This window comes from Streptomyces sp. N50 (assembly GCF_033335955.1).
Lineage (GTDB): Bacteria > Actinomycetota > Actinomycetes > Streptomycetales > Streptomycetaceae > Streptomyces.
In genome coordinates, this window is record NZ_CP137549.1 from 4,410,943 (window position 1) to 4,427,932 (window position 16,990).

Below are 16,990 nucleotides of genomic sequence, written 5' to 3' on the forward strand. Positions count from 1 at the left end.
GTCCGTGGTTCCCCGGAACAGGGGCGCCGCCCGGCAGGCGACGCCCCTCGGCACGTCCCTACGGCCGCTGCATCACCCGGTCCACCACGGCGCTCGCGGCGATGTACGTCCACTGTTCGTACGTCGTCCCGCCCGCCGTGCGCCGATCGTGCATGCCGAGGTACCGGTACGTCTTCGGGTCGAAGACCAGGACCGGGCCGCCCTTCCCCCAGGGGGTCCCGGCGGGGCCCACGTACTGGATGCCGACGCCCACGCGGCCGTCCGCGTCCTTCTGGTGCGGCAGGACCTTGATGCCGGGGACGGTGGCCAGCGCCTCGTAGGCCGCGGCGCGCAGCCCCTTCGGCAGGACGGGGGCGCGGAGCAGACCGGAGACGAAGACCTGGGTCATCGGCCAGTCGGCGGCCCTCATCGGCTTGCTGTAGTCCGGCTTTCCGCCCATGTCCCGCAAGGTGATCACCAACTTGCGCGGATCGGTGGGCAGTTGCTCGAGCTCGGTCCACTTGGTCGGCGGCCAGGTGCCCTGGCCCGGAGCGAACACCGGGACCCACTGCTTGCGGCCCAGCTCGCTGACGTAGGACTTCTTGGAGCCGTCGACCGAGTTCCAGCTCTCGTCGACGTACGTCCGGGTCCGGCCGCCCTTGGCCGGGGTCTCCTTGATGATCTCCTTGGTGTAGATGAACTGGTCGTCGCGCGGGGCGATCGGCTTCTCCAGGCGGCGTTCCTCGGCCGCCGCGCCGTGCAGCACAGTGGTCGCGCTCACCGGCTGGGTGCGGGGCGAGGAGTCGTCGTTCGCGGCGATCACCACGCTCGTCGCCACCGCCACCGCCGCCGCCGCGACGCCCGCCACCGCCATCCGCAGCACCGGACGGCGTCGTACGGTCGCGGGAGCGAGGGTGGTGGGCGTGAGCATCGCCTGGTGGAGGCGGAAGAGGGCACGCGCGCGTGCGGGGTCCGTCAGCGGGGGCGTGTCCGCGTCCCACTCCCTCAGGAGCTGGAGTTCGTTCCTCGGTTCACTCATCGTCGGATTCCTCTCGGAAGGCTGTCGGGTCGGATCCGCCCAATGCGTCGCGAAGTTTTCTGCGGGCCCTGTGCAGCCGTGACCGGACCGTCCCCACCGGTACCTCCAGGGCGCGGGCGACCTCCTCGTAGCCGAGGTCGGCCCAGGCGACCAGCAGCAGCACGTCCCGGTGCCGGGCGGGCAACCGGGCCATCGCCAGGGCCAGTTCGCCCCGTACGGCCTGTGCGCTGACCTTCGCGGCCACGCGGTCGGCGACCGGGTCCTGCGAACCGTCGGCGCGGGCGGCCGACGGCAGCCGGGCCTCGGCGCGCCGGTGCCGGCCTATGAGGTTGGTCGCGATGCCGAACAACCACGGGCGGGCGTCGGCCAGTTCCGTGTTGTACCGGAAGCGCTGCTGGAAGGCGGTGGTGAACGTCTCCGCCATCAGGTCCTCGGCGACCTCCGTACCGAGCCTGCGCGCCGCGTAACGGTGCACGGAGTCGGCGTGGCGGTCGAAGAGCACGGCGAATGCCTCGGGCTCGTCCCACGACCGTTCGATCACCGAGGCGTCGCTGTCCTGCCCCACCCTGACGCCTGGTCCGACGGTCATCGGGGCTCCTCTCGTCCATGCGAACACGCTGATGAAGACTGGGCTTTCACCCGTACTTCGCCGCAGGGAGGAATCCGGTTCCCTCGTGGCGCACGCACGCGTGGAGGGCACAAAACGATCGGGCCGGGCGAGGAAAGTCCTCGCCCGGCCCGCCGGTTGATCGTCTGGCGCTACGGCAGCCGCGTCAGCCGCATCAGCTGTCGCCGACCCTCGACCCGAGGGTCAGGTCGGTCGTGTGCTCCGTACCGCCGCGCTTGTACGTGATCTTGACCTTGTCGCCCGGCTTGTGGGTCCAGATCTCGCCGATGAGGGTCGGGCCGCTGTCGATCACCGAGTCGTCGAGCTTGGTGATGACGTCGCCGGCCTTGAGGCCCGCCTTGGCCGCGGGGCCGCCGGCCTCCACCGAGGAGGCGCCGCTGACGCCCTCGGCGGTGATCGTCGCCCCGGCGGTGCTGTCCTCCAGGGAGACGGAGGCGCCGATCTTGGCGTACACCGGCTTGCCGGTCTTGATCAGCTGCTGGGCCACGTACTTCGCCTGGTTGATCGGGATGGCGAAGCCCAGGCCGATCGAACCGGACTGGCTGGTGGACCCGAGGCCGCCGCTGCTGGTCGACTGGATCGCGGAGTTGATGCCGATGACCGAGCCCTGCGCGTCGAGCAGCGGGCCGCCCGAGTTGCCGGGGTTGATCGAGGCGTCGGTCTGCAGGGCGCTCATGTACGACGCCTTGCTGGTGGAGCTGCCGTCGCTGGAGGCCACCGGGCGGTTCTTGGCGCTGATGATGCCCGTGGTCACCGTGTTCGACAGGCCGAAGGGGGCGCCGATGGCGATCGTCTCGTCGCCGACGGCCACCTTGTCCGAGTCGCCGAGGGCGAGCGGCTTGAGGTTGCTGGGGGCGTTCTTGAGCTTGATGACCGCGACGTCGTAGCCCTGGGCGTGGCCGACGATCTCGGCGTCGTACTTCTTGCCGTCCGGGAAGGTCGCCGTGAGCTTGCCGCCGTCGACCGCGTCGGCGACGACGTGGTTGTTGGTGACGATGTGGCCCTGGGTGTCGAACACGAAGCCCGTGCCCGTGCCGCCCTCGCCGCTGGTGCTCTCGGCCTCGATGGTGACCGTGCTGGGCAGGGACTTGGCGGCGACGCCCGCGATGGTGCCCGGGTCGCGCTTCACGGAGGCGCTGCTGCCGGTGTCGGCGGAGACGGTGGTGGAGTTGCTGTTGTCGTCGTTGTCCTTGGCCAGTGTGTAGCCGAGGCCACCGCCCAGGCCGCCGGCGACCAGCGCGGCGATCAGCACGGCGGCGATCAGACCGCCGCGTCCGCCACCGGGCTTCTTGGGCGCGGGCTGCTGCTGGTACGGCGTGCCCCAGCCGCCACCTGCTCCGGCGCCGTCACCTCCGTAGCCGTCGCCCCCGTATCCGCCGACGCCCTCGCCGCCGTACGCGCCCGCGCCCGTGCCGCTGTCGGCGTACGACGGGGTGGCGGGCGGCGGGGGCGGCCAGGCGGCGTCGGGAGCGGATCCCGTGCCCTGCGGGGGCGCTCCGGCGTACGCCGGAGCGGGGCCCGCGTACGGCGTGTCCTGCGGGGCGCCCGGAGGCACCGGCGGGAGCTGCGTGGTGGGCGCGCCCCCCTCGGCCGCAGCCGCCTGCGGGGAAGCTGCGGGAGATTCCACCGGCACAGGAGGTGCAGACGGGGCCGGGGGTACCTCAGTGCCCTCGTTCTCGGTGCTCACAGCTCTTCTCCTCGGTCCACGGCTGTTGTTCTCGGAAGCATGCGGTCACACTCTTCACGCTTGTCGATCGGTCCGGCGCGAAACAGCTGTGCATGTGTTTTTGTATGCCGTCAGCTTTTCCCACCGGCCGTCAGAGCACCATAAGCGGTGCCTGTGCGTCCATGGCGAACCTTTATAAGGGACCTGTCGGGCTAAACCGACATAGCCCCTACGAGCCGTCCACGACCCTTCGGTTCCACGCCTTCCCCGTCGCGGTGGCACCATGACGCGGTGACCCTCGCACGGCAGCACCGGATCCAAGTCGTCGCCCACCGCGGAGCCTCCGAAGAGGCCCCCGAGCACACTCTCGCCGCCTACAAGAAGGCGATCGAGGACGGTGCGGACGCCCTCGAATGCGATGTACGGCTGACCGCCGACGGCCATCTCGTCTGCGTCCACGACCGCCGCGTCAACCGCACGTCGAACGGGCGCGGGGCGGTCTCGGCGCTGGAGCTGGCCGACCTGGCCACTCTCGACTTCGGGTCCTGGAAGGGCCGCGACTCCCGGACGACGCGGGACGAGGAGCCCGACTGGGAGCACCTCCCGGAGGACCGCGAGGACACCTCCGTGCTCACCCTGGAGCGGCTGCTCGAACTCGTCGCGGACGCGGGCCGGCGAGTGGAGCTGGCCATCGAGACGAAGCATCCGACGCGCTGGGCGGGCCAGGTCGAGGAACGGCTGCTGGTACTCCTGAAGCGCTTCGGCCTGGACGCCCCGGCCTCCGCCGCCGACTCCCCGGTACGGGTCATGAGCTTCTCGGCGCGCTCGCTGCACCGGGTGCGGGCCGCCTCCCCGACGCTGCCGACCGTCTACCTGCTGCAGTTCCTCTCACCCCGCCTGCGGGACGGTCGACTTCCGGCCGGTGTCCGGATCGCAGGCCCCTCGATCCGGATCGTGCGCAATCACCCTGCGTATATCGAGCGGCTGAAAAACGCCGGTCACCAGGTGCACGTGTGGACGGTCAACGAGCCCGAGGACGTCGATCTCTGCGTTGACCTGGGCATTGACGCCATCATCACCAACCGGCCGGGGGCCGTTCTGAGCCAGCTCGGCCGAGGGCGGTAAACAACCTCATAAAGACCGCCAAACACCCCTTGACCCGGCCACCCCACCTGCACCATCCTCCGAACCCGGCCACACCGTCGAAAACAAGCCACTCGATTACAGGGAGTGCACCGGCGCGTTCGGTCCGTGTTCGATCGTTGCGAATGCGTCACTGAACGTGGATTGGCCGGTTTCCGGTACAGGCCAAGGGGGCATCCACACCGTGGCGTGGGGCGAAGGAGGTCTCGGGGGTGGCGTTGGTGGTGGCACAGGAGGTGCCCACGTCGTCGAGCATGGCCGTGTCCCATGGCCCTGCGGGCGTGGGGGAAGCAAGACATCGCATGCGCGACCAGCTGCGCACGGGCGGTGTGTCGGAAACGGTCATCGACGATGCCGTACTGATCCTCTCCGAACTTCTGAGCAACGCGTGCAAGCACGGCAGGCCCCTGGGCGACGCCCTGGCCGGTGACGGCGACGTCCGGTGCGCCTGGCGCGTGGACACGGGCGGCCGGCTCACGGTCGAGGTGACGGACGGCGGCGGCCCGACCCGCCCGGCCCCGGCCACCCCGTCGGTCACGGCGCACGGCGGACGCGGGCTGAACATCATCACCGCACTGGCCGACGACTGGGGTGTCCGGGACGACACCCGGGGCGAGGTCACCGTATGGGTCGTCGTGCAGGACGACGTCCATGATCCGGACGCCGGGCACCGACGCGACGACTTCGCTACGCGCGTCACGGCTCCTACGGTGTCGGCGATACCCCGGCTGGAGTTCGCGGACGCGTTCGACGACCTGGACTGAGCCGCCCGGCCGCCTGACTCGCCGGCCGGTGTCTGCCCGCGCCGATCGACGTCGGTCCGCACCGGACCGCACGTGACCGCACCGGATCACGTCCATTCGCACCGGACGGCGGGCAACCGCACCGGCCCACATCCGTCCGCACCAAGCCACATCCGTCCGCACCGGACCGCACGTGACCGCACCGGCCCACATCCGTCCGCCCCGAGCCACATCCGTTCGCCCCGGCCCACATCCATCCGCCCCGAGCCACGTCCGACAACACCGGCCCGTACCCGTCCACATCGCCCCCGTCGTCCACAGGCCGCCGTCCACACCCGCCGGGTTGTCCACAGGCTCCCGTCGGTCATGGCGTGAACGGCTAGGCTCCCGCCCGTACGAGACGAGCCGTAACCGGGAGACACCCACGATGGCCAAGAAGCGCCCCCAGACCACGGCCAGGCGGCCGCAGCTCAGCGACGGAGAGGTCGCGGTCGTCGGTGCCCGCGAGCCCTGCCCCTGCGGCAGCGGCCGCCGCTACAAGGCCTGCCACGGCCGGGCCGCCGCGCACGCGGTGACCGAGCTGGTGCAGCGCCCCTTCGAGGGGCTGCCCGGCGAGGGCGACTGGGTGGCGCTGCGCGAGCTGGTGCCCGCGGCCACGGTCGCGCTGCCCCTGAAGGGCGGCCTCCCCGAAGGAGTCCCGTCGGTCACGCTCGCCACGGTGCTGCCGATGGCCTGGCCGGCCCTGCGCCGGGACGACGGCTCGGTGCTGCTCGGCCTGCAGAACGACACGGCCTCCGGCGACATCAGCCGCGACCTCGCCGACACCCTCCAGCGCGCGCTGGCCGCCGACCCGGGCACCCCGGTGCAGGCCCGCCGCGCCCCCGCCGAGGGTCCGCGACTGCAGGATCTGCTCGACCCGGAAGGCACGTTCGAGCCAGTTGTGCACCCGGGCTTCGAATTCTGGGTCCCGGAGGCGGAGAACGCGGCGCCGGAGGTGACCGCCTCCCTGGAGCGCGCCAACGCCGCCGCCATCCCGACCGTCAAGCTCCAGGGCGTGGACGCCGCGTACTGGTGCGAGACCCCGGACAAGAACCATCTGCGCTGGGTCATGCCATACCCGGAGGAGCAGCTTCTGGACGGACTCGCCCGGCTGCACGCGGCGGGCCGCTCCGGTCTCGGTGAGGGCACCCGTCTCGTGGGGTCCTTCCGTGCTCACGGGCTGACCGTGCCGGTCTGGGACCTGCCGAGCGGTATGGGCGCGGACGACATCGAGAAGCCGGCCGCCGAGTTCGCCGAGCGCCTCACCGCCGCTCTGGCCACGGAGGCACCGCTCACCGCGGACGAGCGCCGCGCGCGGGGCGGCCTCACCAACCGGCAGGTCACGCTGAGCTGACACCCGGAAGGGAGCAGGGGTTCGACTGAACGGCCGTTCAGTCGCAACAGGCCTGTTCACTCCGGTGACTCCTGTCACAACTCCCCGTTGTGAAAGGGAAGTCGGTGTCCGAATAGCCGAGATCGAATTTGCGAACCGCCGATCTCTTGTTACCGTTCGAGTAGCCCGGTTGCTGGTGCATCCCCCGTCGCCAGCAACCGGGTCTTTTCATGCCCGGCCCGCGTGTACGGAACGATGTCGTCCGTCAACTCGCCGTAGGCGCCGAGGAGTTGCTCCCCGAGCGCAGCAACAGCGGCCCGCTCCCACTCCGCCCCGCGAACTCCGCAACGGCCGTGTAGGCCGCCAGCTCGCCCCGTGTCCGCTCCCGGGGTGTCTCGCACAGCGCGGGCTCGTCCTCGGCCGCCACGGCGCAGTGCATCTGCACGGTGCGGTCCGCCGGACCCATGAGGCTCAGCACCGCGTCCAGGTCGTCGCCGGTGGCGTTCCGGTAGTAGGTGCGCGCCCAGGTGTCCTCACCCTGCGTCATGACACAGGTCTGCGCCTCGATGCCGTCGGGGGAGGAGACCTCGGGTCCGCAGCGCGCCGCCGTCGCGAGACCCAGGCCGAGCGTCAGCGGGGAGCGGGCGGGCGAGGGTGCGACGGACGGCGCCTTGGCGTCGCCGCCAGAGACGCCGGAGGAGTCGTCGGAGGAACCGAGGGAGAGGGACCGTACGACCGCGTGACCCTCGTCGCGTACGGGTCCCGCGGACGCCACGGCCAGCGGCAGCGCGACCGCGCACACCGCGACGCCCGCGAGGGCGAGCAGACGAAGGTTCATAGAGCGGAAGATAACGACCAACTACGGGCGCCATGTCCCGCGCACGCCCGACACCCCTACAACTCGGGCGCGCTCACACCCGTACGAGTGAGGGCCTCGACCACGGCGTCCACCACGGCCTCGACGTCGGGTACCCAGGGCGAGGACGAGCCGGGCAGTGGTGCGCGCTCCCAGCGGATCTGGCCCTGGCCGGTCTCGGAGGGGGGCAGGGCGAGGTAGCCGCCCTCGCCGTGGAAGCGGAGCGAGCCGGGGACGTGGTCCTTGGCGTAGAGCAGCTCGCCCAGCTGCTCCAGGGAGTACGGCTTGACGAGCAGCGACCAGCGGGTCGGCGCGGCGACGACCGGACCCAGGCGCATGCCCTGGCGGTCGAGCGCGGCGAGGGCCCGGGAGGCCGCGGGTGCGGGCAGGCTGACCGCGCAGGGGGCCTTGTCGCCGGTGGCGAGGACGATCGGGGCGGCGGGCCGGTTGCCCCACCACCAGCGCACCATCCGGGCGTCGGTGGTGGCCGCGAGGAGGCCGGGATCGAAGGGGTGTGCGCCGGGGACCGTGCAGTCGGGGTCCGGACAGCCGCAACGGGCCCGGCCCTGAGGGTCCGGTGCCACGCCCGGGAGTACGGGCCATTGCCATTCTGTCGCGAAGGTCAGGGCCGCGCTGAGCATCTCAGACCTCCTGTTGTCTCGCCTGGACAGGAGCCTGCGTCGCTTTCCGAGGATCTCGCGCATGAGCGCTCGTTCCTTTCCGTTGCACCGCTGGCAACACCGAGGACCACATCACACCATGTGTCGATCACTTCACTGTGCGTACCTGTTGGCGCATCACACCCCTGCCTTCGGCAAGGGGAACCCGTGCGTGCTTGAAAAGCATGGGCGTGGCGATTGGGGGTGGCGAAGTCTGGCGTTTTGCCGTCCCGCGTAGTTCTCTCCGCCTCCGCCACGGGAGGATGGGGCACGATCGTCGGTGGTTAAGACGCCCGGGTCCTTCACCAGGTTCCGGGTGGCCCCCAGCCACCCCTGGCCTTCTCCGAGTACGTACCCATCACGACCGCTGTGACGCTCCGTCGAGCAAACCCAGTCGACCGCAATGGACCGTCCCCTGATGCAGTTTTAAGCCAACTTTGCCAATCCGCAAGGGGAGAGCGAAATAGCACCCGTAAACCCATGGACACCAGGAATCCCAGCAGGACAATGCTGGACATCCCCTCACGAGTGCGTGTACATGTGGAGACACTGCCAGCGGCGCAGAATGACATGGGGGTTTGCGATGCTTTTGAGCAATACGCACCGGTCGGAAAGCCGGACGCCATGAACGCCCCGCACCCTCCGAAAGTGGCTGGAATCGATTCAACGGTTCCCTCGCCCGCACACACTGTCGCGCCCGCGCCTGCCGCCACCGATACCCCGCCGAGCCCCTCCTCGAACACGCAGAACACGCCAGAAACCGCACCGAACGCGCCAGGTGCCCTGCTCCAGGACCGGCTCGCGGGCTGGGTGTCCGATCTCACGACCCTCCATGAACTCACGGAGCGGCTGGCACGCACGGACGCACTCGACGAAGCACTCCAGGAGCTGCTGCGCGCCGGAGCCGCCCTGGTGGGCGCCCGCCGCGGCCTCATCGTGCTGGAACCCGGCGACGGCCTGGGCCCCGTCACCACCATCGGCCTCGGCCTCGCCCGCTCCGACCTCGGCCACATCGAGACGGTCCCGCGCGGCGAGATGTCCTACGGCCAGATCCTCGACGGACCGGCCGGCGCTCCCGGCGGCGAGGGCGGCGAGATCCTCCACCCGGACCTGTTCACCGAGGACGCCCTCGACCCGCGCCACCGCGAGGTCGCCGTACGCCTGGGCTACGCGGCCAGTTACGCGCTCCCCCTGGCGACCGACGCGGCCGGGCGCCTCGGTGCCGCCGTGTGGCTGTACGACGAGCCCGCCGAGCCGGTCGAGCGGCAGCGCCACCTCGTCGGCCTGTACGCCCGGTACGCCACCGAGCACCTCGCCCGCGTCCTCGAAGTCGAGCGCACGCGCGCGTGCATGACGACCATCGCCGAGGAGCTGCTGCCGTCCCGGCTCCCCCGCGTGGCCGGTGTGCAGCTCGCCGCGCTGCACCGCACGGGTCCGCGCGGCGGCGGCGACTGGTACGACGCGCTGCCGCTGCCCGAAGCCGCGCTCGGCCTCGCGGTCGGCTCGGTGACCGGCTCCGGGCCGAGCGCGATCGCCGCGATGGGCCGGCTGCGCGCGTCGCTGCGGGCGTACGCGGTGATGGAGGGCGAGGACCCGGTCGCGGTCCTGTCCGACCTCGAACTGCTCCTCAGGCTCACCGAGCCCGCCCGCTCGGCCACCGCCCTGTTCGCCTACTGCGAGCCCGCGCTGCGCAAGATCACCCTGGCCGGCGCCGGACACAGCCCGCCCCTCCTGGTCGGCGAGCGGCGCACGGAGTTCGTGGAGACCTCCGTGTCCGCGCCGCTCGGCATGCTGGCCTGCTGGGAGGCCCCGAGCGTGGAACTGGAGGCGGAGGCCGGCGAGACGGTGCTGCTCTACACGGACGGGCTGCTGCACCGCACCGGCGACCCCATGGACCGCGCCTTCGCCCGTCTGCGCGCGGCGGCCGCGAGCGTCCCCAAGGCGCTGCGCGAGGACCCGGCCGCGATCGCCGACCACGTCCTGCGGACCGTGCTGCCGGACGGCCTCGACACGGCCGACAGCGACGAGGACGTCGTCCTCCTGGCAGCCCGTTTCGAGTAGTCGCCCGGACGCCATGTGTAACAGGCCATACGGCCCTGGGCCCCCTTCCGTACGACCGTACGATGGACGGGGTCCAGTGCCGTATCTAGGAGGATGACCGTGGCCGACAAGCTCAATCCGGAGACCCCGGAGACTGAGTCTGGTGAGCCTGAAGAGCCCATCAAGAAGCGGAAGAACGGCTTGTACCCCGGCGTGTCCGATGAGCTCGCAGACAGCATGAAGTCCGGCTGGGCCGACACCGAGCTGCACGATCTGCGGCCCGTCGAGCAGGCCGAGCACACCGCCCGCCGCCGTGCCGCGCTCTCCGCGCGCTTCCCGGGCGAGCGCCTGGTGATCCCCGCGGGCAACCTGAAGACCCGCTCGAACGACACCGAGTACCCCTTCCGGGCGTCGGTCGAGTACGCGTACCTGACGGGCAACCTCACCGAGGACGGCGTCCTCGTCCTGGAGCCCGCCGCCGAGGGCCACAAGGCGACGATCTACCTCCTGCCGCGCTCCGACCGCGAGAACGGCGAGTTCTGGCTCTCCGGCCAGGGCGAGCTGTGGGTCGGCCGCCGCCACTCGCTGACGGAGTCCGAGGCGCTCTACGGCATCCCCGCCTCCGACGTCCGCGAACTGCCCGCCGCCCTGCGCGAGGCCACCGGCCCCGTGCGCGTGGTCCGCGGCTACGACGCCGGCATCGAGGCCGCGCTGACCGACAAGGTCACCGCCGAGCGCGACGAGGAGCTGCGGGTCTTCCTCTCCGAAGCACGCCTGGTCAAGGACGAGTTCGAGGTCGGCGAACTGCAGAAGGCCGTCGACTCGACGGTCCGCGGCTTCGAGGACGTCGTGCGCGTGCTCGACAAGGCCGAGGCCACCAGCGAGCGCTACATCGAGGGCACGTTCTTCCTCCGCGCGCGCGTGGAGGGCAACGACGTCGGCTACGGCTCCATCTGCGCCGCGGGCCCGCACGCCACCACCCTGCACTGGGTGCGCAACGACGGCCCGGTCCGCTCCGGCGACCTGCTCCTCCTGGACGCCGGCGTCGAGACGCACACCCTGTACACCGCCGACATCACGCGCACGCTGCCGATCAACGGCCGCTTCACCGAGATCCAGAAGCAGGTCTACGACGCCGTGTACGAGGCCCAGGAGGCCGGTATCGCGGCGGTGCAGCCGGGCGGCAAGTACCGCGACTTCCACGACGCGGCGCAGCGTGTGCTGGCCGAGAAGATCGTCGAGTGGGGTCTTGTCGAGGGTCCCGTGGAGCGCGTCCTGGAGCTGGGTCTCCAGCGCCGGTGGACGCTGCACGGCACGGGTCACATGCTCGGCATGGACGTCCACGACTGCGCCGCCGCGCGGACCGAGACGTACGTCGAGGGCACCCTGGAGCCCGGCATGGTCCTCACGGTGGAGCCCGGCCTGTACTTCCAGGCGGACGACCTCACCGTCCCCGAGGAGTACCGCGGCATCGGCGTCCGCATCGAGGACGACATCCTCGTCACCCAGGACGGCAACCGGAACCTGTCGGACGGCCTGCCCCGCACCTCGGCCGAGGTCGAGGGCTGGATGGCGTCCCTCAAGGGCTGACAGTTGACGGCTGCCAACCGATGGCTGCCAACTGATACAAGACTGATGGCCGGGCACGCATGCGGTGCCCGGCCATTCGTGTGCCGATCGTGTGCCCAGGGGAGGGCATTTTTCATGAACGCGCCTAGGGGGAGGGCTTTTTCGTGAACGACTTCTGGTCCGGCGTCGGGGTCGACCTGCACCTGGAACCCGACTCGGAGGGAGGCCGCAGGGTCGGCCTCGAACGCGCGCTCCGGGACGCCGTACGGGACGGCCGCCTGGCCCCCGGGACCCGCCTCCCGGCGACCCGCCGCCTCGCGGCCGAACTCGGTGTCTCCCGGGGCACCGCGAAGGCCGCCTACGACCAGCTCGTCGCCGAGGGGTACCTGACCGCGCGCCAGGGCTCCGGCACTGAGGTCGCGCGGCTGCCCTCCGTCGACGCGGAGGCACCGGGCGCGGCGGCACGCGCGCGTGTACCCCGTTTCGACCTGCGGCCCGGCAGCCCCGACGTCGGCATGTTCCCGGCGGCGGCCTGGCTGCGCTCGCTGCGCCGCGCGATCGCGACGGCACCCTCCTTGGCGTACGACTACGGCGATCCGCGCGGCCGCATCGAACTGCGCACCGCGCTGTCGGGGTACCTGGGGCGGGCGCGCGGGGTGATCGCGCCGCCGGAGCGGATCGTGATCACGTCCGGGTACGTGCAGGGACTCGCGCTCCTCACGCGCGTGCTCGACGGTTCCAGGGTGGCCATGGAGGACCCGGGGCTGCCGTTCCACCGGGAGGTGGTCCGGCACAACGGAGGGCGCGTGGTGCCCGTCCGGGTCGACGAACGGGGCGCCCGCGCCGAGGACTTGGGGAACGCGGCGGCCGTGGTGGTGACCCCGGCCCACCAGTACCCGACCGGCGTCACCCTGCACCCGGAGCGCAGACGGGCGCTGACCGACTGGGCACGCGCGCGTGGCGGGCTGATCGTCGAGGACGACTACGACGGGGAGTTCCGCTACGACCGGCAGCCCGTGGGCGCGCTCCAGGGGATGGCGCCGGGCCAGGTCGTGTACCTGGGGACCGCGTCCAAGACCCTCGGGCCCGCGCTGCGGCTCGGCTGGATGGTGCTGCCGCCGCACCTGGTCGACGCGGTCGCCGACGCCAAGCTGCACAGCGACCACCACACCGAGACCATCGGCCAGCTGGCACTCGCCGAACTGATCGACAGCCACGCCTACGACCGTCACGTACGGGCGTGCCGACTGCGCTACCGGCGCCGCCGCGACCAGCTCCTCGGCCGGCTGGGGACGCGCGCAAACGTTTACGGCATCGCGGCCGGACTGCACGCGCTGGTGGCGGTCGACGACGAGGAGGCGGTGCTCACGCGGGCCGAGAAGGAGGGGCTCGCGGTGGGACGGCTGGGTGAGCACTGGCATGCGGCGGGCTCGGACGAGGGGCGGCCGCAGGGGCTGGTGGTCGGGTACGGGACGCCTCGCGAGCGGGTGTACCCGGAGGCCCTGGACGCGTTGGGAAGAGTACTGGAAGGGGCCTGAATCGGACCAACAAAAGAAGCATCCATTGGGCCTCTTCACAGGCCCACCGGGCTTCTAACGTCGTACCCATGACGAACTCACTCGTCCCGCCCGCGGGCCCGCAACGCACCCTCGCACTCGCCCAGTTGACCAACTCGGTCGGCGACGGCGCCTACTACGTGACCTCGGCGCTGTACTTCACCCACGTCGTCGGGCTCGCCCCCGCGCGCGTGGGCCTCGGGCTCACCCTCGCGTGGGCCGTCGGTTCGCTGGTCGGGGTGCCGCTGGGGCGGCTGGCCGACCGGCGCGGGCCGCGCGGTACGGCGGTGCTGCTGGCGCTGGCGACGGGGCTCGCGGTGGCGTCCTTCCTCGTCGTCCGGGGATTCGTGCCGTTCGTGCTCGCCGCGTGTGCCTACGCCTCGGCGCAATCGGGGCTCGCGGCGGCCCGGCAGGCGCTGCTGGCGGGGCTGGTGTCCGCCGGGGAGCGGACCGGGCTGCTGGCCCACCTCCAGTCGACGCTGAACGCCGGTCTCGCGGTGGGCGCGGGTCTCGGCGGGCTCGCGCTGCGGGCGGGGACGCGGTCGGCGTACCTCGGGGTGTTCGCGCTGGACGCGCTGAGCTTCCTGGTGTGCGCGGGGCTGCTGGTGCGGCTGCCGTCGGTGCGGGGCGTGCAGGTGCGGAAGGCGGGCGGGCTCGGGGTGCTGCGGGACCGGCCGTACGTCGTCGTCACGCTGCTCAACACCGTGCTGCTGCTGCGGATGCCGTTGCTCAGCCTCGGGCTGCCGCTGTGGATCGCGGAGCGGACGGACGCGCCGACCTGGCTGGTGTCCGCGCTGTTCGTGCTCAACACCGGGGCGGTGATGGTCTTCCAGGTGCGCATGGCCCGCGGCATCACGGGGCTCGCGTCGGCCACGCGCGCGGTGCGGCGGTCCGGCTGGATCATGCTGGCGGCCTGCGCGGTGTTCGCGCTGTCGGCGGGCGCGTCGCCGTGGGTGGCCGTAGGGGCGCTGGTTCTCGGAGCCGTGCTCCAAGTGGCCGCCGAGATGGGGCAGTCGGCGGGTTCCTGGCAGCTCTCCTTCGACCTGGCACCGGCCGACCGGGTGGGCGAGTACCAGGGCTTCTTCGGCACCGGCGTCACCGTCGCCAGGACGATGGGCCCCCTGGTGCTCACGTCCCTCCTCCTGGAGTGGGGGAGGCCGGGCTGGCTGCTGCTGGGCGGGGCGACGGTCGTGTCGTCGTACGCGATGGGGCCGGCGGCGCGGCGGGCGGCCGGTGCCGGGCGCGAGGCGGGCGAGGTGAACAGGCAGCCCGCACTGGCGAGTTGACCGGTACCGGTCCGATCAGGCAGCCAGAGCTGCTGGGTTGACCGGCAAGGAGTCCAGGAACAGCGCGCCCGCCAGGAGCCCCGCGCTTCCGCGAGGGCTCCACGCGCGCGCGTGCAGGTCGGTGTCGAAGGCGGTCAGGGCCGCCGCGCCCGCCGCCGTCGCCGTGCCGCCCGCTTCCAGGACACCGCGGGCCCCCGCCTGGACGTGCCGCAGGCCGAACGGGCCGACGGCGTGCAGGAGTTCGGTGTCCTGGAGGGTGGACATCACCGTGAGCAGGGCATCGAGGCGGGCCTGCGTCTCCGTGGCCCCGGCCGCGCGGACCGTCGCGAGGGTGTCCAACGCCCGCCGTACGTGCGGGAATCCGGCCTTCGCCTCGCCCCGCGCACCGGCCGCGCCGTATTTCGCCGAGATCGACGAGCCGCGCGAGGGCCTGCGCGGGGCGCGCCGGTCGGGGTGGGCGGCGATGCGCTTCGCGGTCGCGGCGACGTCCTCGGCCGCCGCGTGGGGGTCCAGGGCGGCCGCCGCGACCAGCAGGCCCAGCGCCCACAGGGCGCCTCGGTGGCCGCCGCCCGCGAGCGCCACGGAGTGCTCCGTACAGCGGCCGATCGCGCCGAGTTCCGCGCGGAGCACGGGAGTTGGCTCACCGGTGCGGCGGGCGGACGCCGCCATCGCCGCGAGGCCGGGTGTCAGCGCCTTGGCGGACCAGCGCAGGGCGACGTGGTCCACGCGGGTCGTACGGGCTGCCAGATCACGCGGGTCGGGCAGGCCCGGCTTGGGAGCCAGCGCCAGTTGCCCGGTGAGCGCGTCCACGGCGGCCCGTGCCAGTGCCTCGTCCTCGCGGCTCTGCATCGTCGTACCTTACGAGGAGGCGGAGGCCGAAGGGGAGGGGCTGTCGCTGGGCGGCGTACCCGTAGGGGCGTCACTCGGGGGCGTGCCGCCTCCGCCGCTGCCCGCGCCCGTGCTCTCCGCGTCCGGGTCCACGCCGAGCGTCAGGGAGCCCTTGTAGCCCTTGGACGGGTCCTTCTTGTGCACGGCCTTGAGGGTGAGCAGACCGCTGGACGCGCCGCCGCCGTCGTAGACCATGTCGTCGGCGAGGACGGTGTACGAGCCCGTGTGCTTGGCGTACGGGTCGAGGGTGAAGATCTCCTCGGCGATGTCGTCGGCGAAGAACAGCTGGCCGGTGTAGTTGACCTTGCCGCCCTCGTAGGTGCCGTCCGCCTTCTCGCCGCCGGTGTGCACCTTGACGTGGATGTGGCAGGTGCGCGGGGTGTACCAGCCCGGGAAGATCGTCTCGAACTTGACGACCCCGTTGGCGTTGGCGACCTGGTAACCCCTCAGGTACGTCAGGTCGTTGGCGGAGTCGCCCTCCTCGCTCTCGGCGGGGGCCGAGCCGCCGGGGTTGGCGGTGGTGTAGCCGGAGTAGTAGCCCCAGGCGTCGCAGTGCCAGATCTCCACGGCCGCGCCCTTGACGGGCGTGCAGCCGTCCGTGGCGTCGACGACGGTCAGCCGCAGGGTGAGCGGGACGCCCGCCTTGCCCTCGGTGATGTCCTTGCGCACCAAGGCACCGTCGAGGTAGTAGGGGCCCTCCGTGACGCTCGTCATCAGCGTCATGCACTCGCTGCTGGTCGAACTCGCCGAGGCCGTGGCATCCGCGTCGGCCGTCGTGTCGGCGGTGTCGGCGAACGCCGACTGGAACCCGGCGGCCACCAGCCCGCCGGCCGCGACCGTCCCGCCGGTCACCGCGAGGGCGCGGCGCCGGCTGATGGTTTTGTCTTTGTGGTTTCCCGTCATGATCGCGAAGTTATGGACGGCAGCCGTCAAGGGCGTGGGCGTGCGCTGTGCGCAAGGTAAGAATTCTCAGAAAGCTGAAGTCGGCCGGATCCGGCCGCTCCCGGCCGACTACACCGCCATCAACGGCGCGTCCTCGCGCCACTTGAGGATCTTGTCGAAGCTCACCACCGCGCCGCCAACGCCCGGCTTGTTGCCGATGTGGACGTGGTCGGCGAGTTCCTGGATGAGGCACAGGCCGCGGCCGTTCTCGGCCTCGCTCGGGGCCGGGCGGACGGATTGCGTGCGGGCGAAACCGGGGCCGGAGTCCGCGACTTCGATACGACACTTCTCGCCGTCGAGGTACGCGGTGACCCGGTACGCCTCCGTGGGCGCGCCGTGCGCGGTGTCGCCGCCGTGCTCGACGGCGTTGGCGCACGCCTCGCTCAGGGCGACGGAGAGGTCGTAGGAGATGTCCGGGTCGACGCCCGCGGTCTCCATCGTGCCGAGAAACAGTCGCCGGGCGAGTGGCACGCTCGCGGCCTCGCGCCTCAGATGGAGTGACCACCAGATGCTCATGCTCCAGCCTCCCGGCCGCGGCTCGACATAGTGATACCTATTGCCGCCAGTGCCCCTGTGTAAGCACGGAGTTGACGTGATGCCGCCCATATGGGCGATGCGTCCCAA

Annotated in this window: 15 protein-coding genes; 7 read left to right on the forward strand and 8 right to left on the reverse strand. The window is 71.7% G+C overall.

The genetic code is table 11. The features are described 5' to 3' along the window. Positions 1-58: 58 nt before the first annotated feature. The 3 genes from R2B38_RS19570 to R2B38_RS19580 all read right to left on the reverse strand — a co-directional run bounded on the left by R2B38_RS19570 (position 59) and on the right by R2B38_RS19580 (position 3,333). A complete protein-coding gene (locus tag R2B38_RS19570; protein ID WP_318017386.1) occupies positions 59-1,018 on the reverse strand; it encodes a CU044_5270 family protein in 960 nt (319 codons plus the stop codon). Beyond that, the gene (locus tag R2B38_RS19575; protein ID WP_318017387.1) at positions 1,011-1,607 is read right to left on the reverse strand and encodes a sigma-70 family RNA polymerase sigma factor; all 597 of its coding nucleotides are present in this window, start codon (positions 1,605-1,607) and stop codon (positions 1,011-1,013) included. The genes R2B38_RS19570 and R2B38_RS19575 overlap by 8 nt, the downstream gene beginning before the upstream one ends. 193 nt (positions 1,608-1,800) lie before the next feature. After that, a complete protein-coding gene (locus tag R2B38_RS19580) occupies positions 1,801-3,333 on the reverse strand; it encodes a S1C family serine protease (RefSeq protein ID WP_318017388.1) in 1,533 nt (510 codons plus the stop codon). 270 nt (positions 3,334-3,603) lie between these two features. Here R2B38_RS19580 and R2B38_RS19585 point away from each other — a divergent pair, with 270 nt between their 5' ends. The 3 genes from R2B38_RS19585 to R2B38_RS19595 all read left to right on the forward strand — a co-directional run bounded on the left by R2B38_RS19585 (position 3,604) and on the right by R2B38_RS19595 (position 6,591). Next, complete coding sequence (locus R2B38_RS19585; protein WP_318017389.1) at positions 3,604-4,437, forward strand: glycerophosphodiester phosphodiesterase; 834 nt, start codon at positions 3,604-3,606, stop codon at positions 4,435-4,437. Between the two features lie 230 nt (positions 4,438-4,667). Continuing rightward, positions 4,668-5,219: an ATP-binding protein gene (locus tag R2B38_RS19590; RefSeq protein WP_033285507.1), complete on the forward strand. Its 552-nt coding sequence runs from the start codon at positions 4,668-4,670 to the stop codon at positions 5,217-5,219. Between the two features lie 406 nt (positions 5,220-5,625). After that, complete coding sequence (locus R2B38_RS19595) at positions 5,626-6,591, forward strand: DUF5926 family protein (protein WP_318017390.1); 966 nt, start codon at positions 5,626-5,628, stop codon at positions 6,589-6,591. A gap of 244 nt (positions 6,592-6,835) precedes the next feature. Here R2B38_RS19595 and R2B38_RS19600 read toward each other — a convergent pair whose 3' ends face one another. Beyond that, entirely contained in the window at positions 6,836-7,408 is a 573-nt protein-coding gene (locus R2B38_RS19600; protein ID WP_318017391.1) for a hypothetical protein, read from the reverse strand. A gap of 56 nt (positions 7,409-7,464) precedes the next feature. After that, the gene (locus R2B38_RS19605) at positions 7,465-8,130 is read right to left on the reverse strand and encodes a bifunctional DNA primase/polymerase (RefSeq protein ID WP_318017392.1); all 666 of its coding nucleotides are present in this window, start codon (positions 8,128-8,130) and stop codon (positions 7,465-7,467) included. Between the two features lie 462 nt (positions 8,131-8,592). Here R2B38_RS19605 and R2B38_RS19610 point away from each other — a divergent pair, with 462 nt between their 5' ends. The 4 genes from R2B38_RS19610 to R2B38_RS19625 all read left to right on the forward strand — a co-directional run bounded on the left by R2B38_RS19610 (position 8,593) and on the right by R2B38_RS19625 (position 14,536). Further along, entirely contained in the window at positions 8,593-10,146 is a 1,554-nt protein-coding gene (locus R2B38_RS19610; protein ID WP_318021738.1) for a PP2C family protein-serine/threonine phosphatase, read from the forward strand. Positions 10,147-10,239: 93 nt separating this feature from the next. Then, entirely contained in the window at positions 10,240-11,715 is a 1,476-nt protein-coding gene (locus R2B38_RS19615; RefSeq protein ID WP_318017393.1) for an aminopeptidase P family protein, read from the forward strand. A gap of 143 nt (positions 11,716-11,858) precedes the next feature. Next, positions 11,859-13,232, forward strand: a complete 1,374-nt coding sequence (locus R2B38_RS19620) for a PLP-dependent aminotransferase family protein (protein ID WP_318017394.1) — start codon at positions 11,859-11,861, stop codon at positions 13,230-13,232. Between the two features lie 68 nt (positions 13,233-13,300). Next, a complete protein-coding gene (locus R2B38_RS19625) occupies positions 13,301-14,536 on the forward strand; it encodes an MFS transporter (protein ID WP_318017395.1) in 1,236 nt (411 codons plus the stop codon). Positions 14,537-14,551: 15 nt separating this feature from the next. Here the strand turns inward: R2B38_RS19625 and R2B38_RS19630 are convergent, their stop codons facing one another. From R2B38_RS19630 to R2B38_RS19640, 3 genes are all read right to left on the reverse strand, one after another. Continuing rightward, positions 14,552-15,385: a triphosphoribosyl-dephospho-CoA synthase gene (locus R2B38_RS19630; RefSeq protein WP_318017396.1), complete on the reverse strand. Its 834-nt coding sequence runs from the start codon at positions 15,383-15,385 to the stop codon at positions 14,552-14,554. Positions 15,386-15,394: 9 nt separating this feature from the next. Further along, on the reverse strand, positions 15,395-16,327 hold the full coding sequence (locus tag R2B38_RS19635) for an intradiol ring-cleavage dioxygenase (RefSeq protein ID WP_318017397.1): 933 nt from the start codon (positions 16,325-16,327) through the stop codon (positions 15,395-15,397). 108 nt (positions 16,328-16,435) lie between these two features. After that, entirely contained in the window at positions 16,436-16,882 is a 447-nt protein-coding gene (locus R2B38_RS19640; protein WP_318017398.1) for an ATP-binding protein, read from the reverse strand. Between the last annotated feature and the right edge of the window lie 108 nt (positions 16,883-16,990).